The sequence below is a fragment of the Streptomyces sp. NK15101 genome (assembly GCF_020400725.1).
GTDB lineage: Bacteria > Actinomycetota > Actinomycetes > Streptomycetales > Streptomycetaceae > Streptomyces.
Genome location: NZ_JAINVG010000163.1, coordinates 1 through 6,748, shown reverse-complemented (window position 1 = coordinate 6,748; position 6,748 = coordinate 1). Strand labels below are relative to the sequence as shown.

General features: G+C 76.3%; 7 protein-coding genes. 3 read left to right on the top strand and 4 right to left on the bottom strand.

Going from position 1 to position 6,748, the window contains the following annotated elements; all coding sequences use genetic code 11:
* From K7G60_RS37895 to K7G60_RS37885, 3 genes are all read right to left on the bottom strand, one after another.
* Nucleotides 1-2,486 (bottom strand): FtsX-like permease family protein (locus K7G60_RS37895; protein ID WP_225805517.1); only part of this gene is annotated, 2,486 nt, incomplete at its 3' end.
* On the bottom strand, nucleotides 2,483-3,274 hold the full coding sequence (locus tag K7G60_RS37890) for an ABC transporter ATP-binding protein (protein WP_225805516.1): 792 nt from the start codon (nucleotides 3,272-3,274) through the stop codon (nucleotides 2,483-2,485). The genes K7G60_RS37895 and K7G60_RS37890, both read right to left, overlap by 4 nt.
* The gene (locus K7G60_RS37885) at nucleotides 3,271-3,564 is read right to left on the bottom strand and encodes an SHOCT domain-containing protein (protein ID WP_225805515.1); all 294 of its coding nucleotides are present in this window, start codon (nucleotides 3,562-3,564) and stop codon (nucleotides 3,271-3,273) included. Before K7G60_RS37885 ends, K7G60_RS37890 begins: the two co-directional genes overlap by 4 nt.
* A 161-nt stretch (nucleotides 3,565-3,725) precedes the next feature.
* Between K7G60_RS37885 and K7G60_RS37880 the strand changes: the two genes are divergently transcribed.
* Both K7G60_RS37880 and K7G60_RS37875 read left to right on the top strand, forming a co-directional pair.
* Complete coding sequence (locus K7G60_RS37880) at nucleotides 3,726-4,301, top strand: TetR/AcrR family transcriptional regulator (RefSeq protein ID WP_225805514.1); 576 nt, start codon at nucleotides 3,726-3,728, stop codon at nucleotides 4,299-4,301.
* Nucleotides 4,302-4,338: 37 nt separating this feature from the next.
* Nucleotides 4,339-4,923, top strand: coding sequence for a DUF4865 family protein (locus K7G60_RS37875; protein ID WP_225805513.1), 585 nt, complete (start codon nucleotides 4,339-4,341; stop codon nucleotides 4,921-4,923).
* Nucleotides 4,924-4,941: 18 nt separating this feature from the next.
* Here K7G60_RS37875 and K7G60_RS37870 read toward each other — a convergent pair whose 3' ends face one another.
* Entirely contained in the window at nucleotides 4,942-5,730 is a 789-nt protein-coding gene (locus K7G60_RS37870) for a cyclopropane-fatty-acyl-phospholipid synthase family protein (protein WP_225805512.1), read from the bottom strand.
* A gap of 181 nt (nucleotides 5,731-5,911) precedes the next feature.
* Here K7G60_RS37870 and K7G60_RS37865 point away from each other — a divergent pair, with 181 nt between their 5' ends.
* The gene (locus K7G60_RS37865) at nucleotides 5,912-6,385 is read left to right on the top strand and encodes an SRPBCC family protein (RefSeq protein WP_225805511.1); all 474 of its coding nucleotides are present in this window, start codon (nucleotides 5,912-5,914) and stop codon (nucleotides 6,383-6,385) included.
* The last annotated feature ends 363 nt before the right edge of the window (nucleotides 6,386-6,748 follow it).

Below are 6,748 nucleotides of genomic sequence, written 5' to 3'. Positions count from 1 at the left end.
CCCCCCCCGACCCCCCCCGGCCCGGCCGGGCCGGGGCCCGGGGGCCGCACCGTCGGTACGGCGAACGCGAGGGAGCCGTCGCCCGAGGCGCGGACGAGGACCCAGCCGAGGAAACCGCCGAGCGTGAGCCCGCCGACCGTCCCGAAGGCGGCCACCAGGACGGACTCCCAGCGGACCATGGTCCGCAGCTGGGCCCGGGTCTGCCCGACGGCCCGCAACAGGCCGAGCTCCCGCGTCCGTTCGTGGACGGATAGGGTCAGCGTGTTCGCGATGCCGAGCAGCGCGATCAGGACCGCGAGCGCGAGGAGCGCGTAGACGAGGGTGAGCATCATGTCGATGCCGCCCGCCGAGACCTCCGCGTACTCCTCGCGGGTCTGCACCTCCGGACGGCCGTACCGGTCGGCGACCGCCGTCACGGCGGCCTTGCCGTCCTCGGCGCGGACTCCGTCCGCGAAGGAGACGGCGACCAGCCGGTCGGCGTCCTGGACGCGGTGCGGGGCCCAGGCCGCCCGGGTGACGAGGTAGTCGCCCGCGAGGTCGGCGCGTTCGTACACCGCGCGGACCGTGAAGGTGTGCCGGCTGCCGTCGGTGAACGTCAGCTCGGCGGTCCCGCCGGGCGCCAGACCGGAGGCGGCGGCCTCGTCGGCGGCGACGGCGAGCCCGTCCGTACCGAGTGCGGCCAGGGAACCCCGTACCTCCCCCAGGTCGAGCGCCCGGGCGAGCGCGGCCGGGTCGGTGACCGTGAGCGCGCGGCCCCGGCCGTCCACCTCCGCGACGCCGCGTCCCAGGCCCACGGCGGTGTCGACCTCGGGCAGCGCGGCGACGGCCGGGGCGAGGCGGGGGCTGAGCCCGCTGCCGCCCGCGCCGAACGAGGGCGCGCCGATGGCCACGTCCCCGGCGAAGGAGCGGTCGACCGTGCGGTCCATGGTCGCCTTGAGGGAGGCGCCGAAGACCGTGAAGAGGGTGACGACGGCGACCCCGATCATCAGGGCGGTGGCGGTCGCGGCCGTACGGGCCGGGCTGCGCAGGGCGTTGCGGCGGGCGAGGCGGCGGTTGACGCCGCGCAGCGGACGGCCGAGCACCCGTACGGCGAGCGAGGCGGCGACCGGTCCGAGGACCACGAAGGCGGCGACGGCGAGCACGGCCCCGATGGCGGCGGGCCACAGCGACGGGGTGCCGAGGACGCCGGCGAGGACCGTGCCGACGGCGGTGGCGAGCAGGGCGCCGCCGGCCTGCGCGCGGCGGCGGGAGGTGCCCGAGCCGTCCAGGTCCGTCTCGCGGAGCGCGGCGAGCGGGGCCGTGCGCCCGGCCCGCACGGCCGGCAGGAGCGCCGAGCCGGCGCAGACCGCGAGCCCGACGCCGAGCGGCGGGGCCAGGGAGGTGCCGGCCACGACGAGGTCGCCCTCGGGGAAGGGGAAGCCGATCGCGGGGAACAGCGCCTGCAGTCCGGCGGCCACGCCGGTCCCGGCGAGGAGCCCGGCGAGGGAGGCGAGCAGTCCGACGGTGAGCGCCTCGGCGAGGGTGCCGGTGACGATCTGGCGGCGGGCGGCGCCGATCGCGCGGAGGAGGGCGTTCTCGCGGGTCCGCTGGGCGACGAGGACGGCGAAGGCGTTGTGGATGGTGAAGACGGAGACGAGCACGGCGACCCCGCTGAACACCAGCAGGAAGGTGGTGAAGAGGTCGAGGAAGCGGCCGGAGACCGCCTCGGTGTTCTCCTCGGCGGCCTGCCGTCCGGTGATCGCCTCGACGCCGTCGGGCAGCGCGGGCGCCAGGGCGGCGACCAGCTCGTCCTGGGAGACGCCGGGCCCGGCGCGTACGGCGATGCTCGTCGCCTCCCCCGGCCGCGCCGTCAGGTGCTTCTCGGCGTCGGCGCGGGTGAGGCCGGTCCAGGTGACCTGTCCCATGCCGTCCGCGCCGCCGAAGGTGGCCAGGCCGACGACGGTGACCTCCACCGGGTCGGGGGTGCGCAGGACCGTCGTGTCGCCGACGGCGAGACCGGCCGTCCGCGCGGCGCCCCGGTTGACGACGGCCTCGCCGGGGGCGCTCGGCTCGCGGCCCTCCGCGAGGCGGTACGGGTTGAGGGCGGGGTCCTCGATCCAGTTGCCCGCGAGGGTGGGCGGGCCCTTGCCGCCGACGGGGCTGCCGTCGGCGGCGAGGAGCTGGCCCGCGCCCTCGATCCGGGGCGCGGCGGCGGCGACCCCGGGGACCCGGGCGAGGCGCTCGGCGAGGTCGGCGTCGACGGGGCCTCGGGTGCCCTGGGCCTCGCCGGCGGCGGTCACGGTGGTGGCGCTGCGGACGATGGCGTCGGTGCCCCGGGTGGCGCCGGTGAACATCGAGTCGAAGCTCGCGCGGAGGGTGTCGCCCATGACGAGGGTGCCGGTGAGGAAGGCGACGCCGAGGAGGACGGCGGCGAAGGTGCCGAGGAAGCGGCGCCGGTGCGCGCGGAGCGAGGACCGGGCGAGCCGGAGCGTGGCGGGGGCGTTCATGTCGCACCTCCACGGGCGGCCGCCGGGCCGGCGACCGGCGCCGGGCCTCCCGTGTCGAAGGCCTTCATGCGGTCGAGGACGCGGTCGGCGGTGGGACCGGTCATGCGGTCGACGAGACGGCCGTCGGCGAGGAAGATCACCTCGTCGGCATGGGCGGCGGCGACGGGGTCGTGGGTGACCATGACGACCGTGCGGCCGGTGTCGTGGACCGTACGGCCGAGCAGGCGGAGGACCTCCTCGCCGGAGCGCGAGTCGAGGTTGCCGGTGGGTTCGTCGGCGAAGACGACGTCGGGGTCGCCGGCGAAGGCCCGGGCGACGGCGACGCGTTGCTGCTGTCCGCCGGAGAGTTCGCCGGGCCGGTGGTGGAGGCGGTCGCGCAGGCCGACGGTGTCGACGAGCCGGTCGAACCGCTCCCGGTCGACGGTGCGCCCGGCGAGGTCGAGCGGGAGGGTGATGTTCTCGGCGACGGTGAGGGTCGGCAGCAGGTTGAAGGCCTGGAAGACGAAGCCGATCCGGTCGCGGCGCAGCAGGGTCAGGCGCCGGTCGTCGAGGGTGGACAGGTCGGTTTCGCCGACGAGGGCGGCGCCGGAGGTGAGGGTGTCGAGTCCGGCGGCGCAGTGCATGAGCGTGGACTTGCCGGAGCCGGACGGGCCCATGACGGCGGTGAAGCGGCCGGCGGGGAAGTCGACGCTCACGCCGTCGAGCGCCCTGACCTCGGTGTCGCCGCGGCCGTACACCTTGACGGCGTCGACGACCCGGGCGGCGGGGAGCGGGGCGGGGGCGGTCATGTCCGGCGCCCCTTGGGGTCCGCGGCGCGGCCGAACTGCTCCTCCAGGACGGTCAGGCGCCGCCAGTACTCGTCCTCGTCGATCTCGCCGGCCGCGAACCGGTGGCCGAGCAGGGCGATGGGCGAGTGCTCGTCCGGCCCGCCGGCACGGCGGAGGTCGCCGCCGAAGCCGCGTCCGCGGCGCCATCCGGCGCGGCGGGCGACGGTGACGATCCCGATGACGACGGCGGCCCAGACGAGGGGGAAGAAGAGGACCCACGGGCCGGGGCCCGCGTGGGCGAGTGTGTTCATGGGGGTTCAGCTCCTCGGTGTGCTGTGGGCTGTGGCGTGTCCGTGGTTCGAGACTCGCTCCGGGAGGGGGCCCGGGTCGTCGTACGGGCAGCGGCTTCCGGCGTACGACACCGGGAGTACGCCGCCCGCGCGGCCACTGCTTCCGTTCTGTACCTACTGGTATGTACAGTGCCGTCATGAGCATGAGCACCTCCGAGCGGCTGATCGAGGCGACCCGCGAACTGCTGTGGGAGCGCGGCTACGTCGGCACCAGCCCCAAGGCCGTCCAGCAGGCGGCGGGCGCGGGCCAGGGCAGCATGTACCACCACTTCGCCGGCAAGCAGGACCTGGCGCTCGCGGCCATCCGGCGCTCGGCCGAGGAGCTGGGCGCGGCCGCCGAGGCGGTCCTCGGCGGCGGGGGTTCGGCGCACGCCCGCATCGAGGCGTACCTGCGGCGCGAGCGCGACGTCCTGCGCGGCTGCCCGGTGGGCCGGCTGACCATGGACCCGGAGGTCATCGCGGACCCGGAGCTGCGCGCGCCGGTCGAGGAGGTGCTCGGCCGGGTGCGCGGCCGGCTCGCCGAGGTCGTCCGGGAGGGCCTGGACAGCGGCGAGTTGAGCGGCTCCCTCGATCCGGAGGAGATCGCGGCGACGGTCCTCGCGACCGTGCAGGGCGGGTACGTGCTGGCCCGCGCGACGGGTTCGCGCGCCCCCTTCGACACCGCCGTACGCGGACTGCTCGCCCTGCTCGCCGCCTGACCTCCCCACCTCGCCCCTGAGAATCGGAGACCTTCCCGTGCACGCGCTGCAGTACGAGATCACCCTGCCCGCCGACTACGACATGGAGATCATCCGCGAGCGGGTGGCGACCAGGGGCCACCTCCTCGACGCCTTCCCCGGGCTCGGCCTGAAGGCCTATCTGGTCCGGGAGCGGCAGGCCGGGTCGCCCGTCAACCAGTACGCGCCGTTCTACCTCTGGGACACCCCCGAGGGCATGAACTCCTTCCTCTGGGGCCCCGGTTTCCAGGGCGTCGTCGACGACTTCGGCCGGCCGGTGGTGCAGCACTGGGCTGGCCTGTCGTACGAGGAGGGGCCGGCGACCGCGTCGGCGCCGGGCGCCGCGACGCGGCGGAGGACCCCGCTCGGGGAGGGGGTCGCGCCGGGCGAGGCCGTGGCGGAGGCGGTGGCCCGGCACGCGCGCGAGGCACGGCGGGACGGGGTGGTGGCCTCCGCCCTCGCGGTGGACCCGCGCCACTGGGAGCTGCTCTCGTTCACCCTGTGGGCGGGCCCGGAGGCGCCCGCCGACGAGGGGGAGCGCTTCCGGGTGCTGCATCTGTCGGCACCGGGCCGCGCGGCGCTGGGAGCCGGACGGCAGTGGTGAGCCCGGGCCCCGGGGGCCTCAGACCACGGCGACGAGGGTGAGGTAGGCGATGCCGAGGACGCCCCGGTAGCCCTTCAGCCAGCCGTCACGCTGCCGGTCGACGCGCTCGCGCGTCTCGGCGGCGAGCGGGTGGCCGGGGTGGGCGGCGAGCCATAGCTCGGTGTCGTACCGGTAGCCGGACTCGAACTCCTCCCACTCCTCCGCGCTCGCCGTCTCGATCCAGGCGGGCCGGAAGCCGGACTCGACGGCGAGGTCGACGAGGGCGCCGAGGGAGAAGTGGTCGTCGGCGGTCGCGCCGGGCCACATCCCGGCGAGCTCCGCCTCGGTCGGCGTGCGCTCCCAGAAGCCCTCGCCGAGCACGACCCGCCCGCCGGGCCGGACCAGCCGGCGCAGCTCGCGCAGGGCGGCGGCCGGGTCGTGCGGCAGCTCGGGGTCGCAGAGCGCCTGGCTGGACCCGAGACAGAGGATCGCGTCGACGGGGCCCCGGTCGGTGCCGAGCGCCGACTCCTCGACGAAGACGACGCGGTCGGCGAGCCCGCGCCGCTCGGCGAGTGCCCGGCCGCGGGCCAGGTCCTCGGCGTTGATGTCGATCCCGACGCCCTTGGCGGCGGGCGCCGCCTCCAGGGCGCGGAGGAGCAACTCGCCCCAGCCGCAACCGATGTCGAGCACGTCGGCGGGCGCGGCGGCGGCGAGCCGCTCGATCATGCGGGTGGCGCGGGCCTCGGAGAGGGGGCCGTGGAAGGTGAGGCCGCCGAGGCGCGGAGGGAGATCGGACGTGGCAGAGGCATCGGTTCCAGGAGTGATCACGGGGCGGAACGGTACGTCGTCCCGCCTCCCGTGCCCACGGGTTTTCCGACGGTCTCCCCACGGCGTCCGCGCCCGTGGGCGGCCAAGGGGGTGTCGTGGGGCGGGCGGGACTTTCGGGCAGGCCCCGGGAGCCTGTCGTGGGGCGGGCGGGAGTTCGGCGACAGGCCCTAGCCTGGGAGGCGTGTACACCACGCGCGTGTCCCGCCGCATCGCCGCCCCGGCCTCGGTCGTCTACCGCTCGCTCCTCGATCCGGACGCCGTCGCCCGCTGGCGGGTGCCGTACGGGATGACCTGCGAGGTGCACGTCTTCGAGGCGCGCGAGGGGGGCGCCTTCCGGGTGTCGCTGCGGTACGGGTCACCCGACGGCGCCGGGAAGTCGGGGGCGCGTACGGACACGTACCACGGCACCTTCCTGGAGCTCGTGCCGTACGAGAAGGTGGTCGAGAGCATCGAGTTCGAGGCGCCGGACCCCGCGCTGCACGGGACGATGATCCTCACGACGACGCTGACGGAGATCGAGGGCGGGACCGAGGTCCGGGTCGTCCACGCGGGGGTGCCGGACGCGGTGCCGCCCGCGGACAACGAGACCGGCACGCGCATGGCCCTGGACCGGCTCGCCGCGCTGGCGGAGGGGCGCCCCGATCCCCGGGGGTGAGCTCCTCCGGCCGCCAGGCCTGTTCAGCGGATCAGGGGCGGAAAGGCCGCGGCGCCCGGGTTCCCCCGCGGGCCCGCCGGGCCGAGGGGGCGCATCGCAAGGCGCCGGAGCTGTCGGGGCGTTCCGGCAACGCGGCGGGGTGCCCTGCCGGGCGCCACGGGCCCGACCGCGATCCGCCGTACAGGATCCGGGTCAGCCGCGCTCCTTCGCGAGCGCCTCGCGCACGGCGGGGACGATCTCGCCGCCCCAGCGGGCGAGCGCGTCGACGTCCTGGGCGCCGCCGCCCGGCGAGAAGAGGACGAAGCCCGAGGCGTCGTGCTCCAGCACGGCTCCGGTCAGCTCCTCCACCCACTGCTCGGCGGA

What these genes read in the sequence shown, in the direction of transcription:
- K7G60_RS37885 (WP_225805515.1), bottom strand. Translation starts at nt 3,564, where the DNA reads ATGAACACACTCGCCCACGCGGGCCCCGGCCCGTGGGTCCTCTTCTTC.
- K7G60_RS37890 (WP_225805516.1), bottom strand. Translation starts at nt 3,274, where the DNA reads ATGACCGCCCCCGCCCCGCTCCCCGCCGCCCGGGTCGTCGACGCCGTC.
- K7G60_RS37880 (WP_225805514.1), top strand. Translation starts at nt 3,726, where the DNA reads ATGTACAGTGCCGTCATGAGCATGAGCACCTCCGAGCGGCTGATCGAG.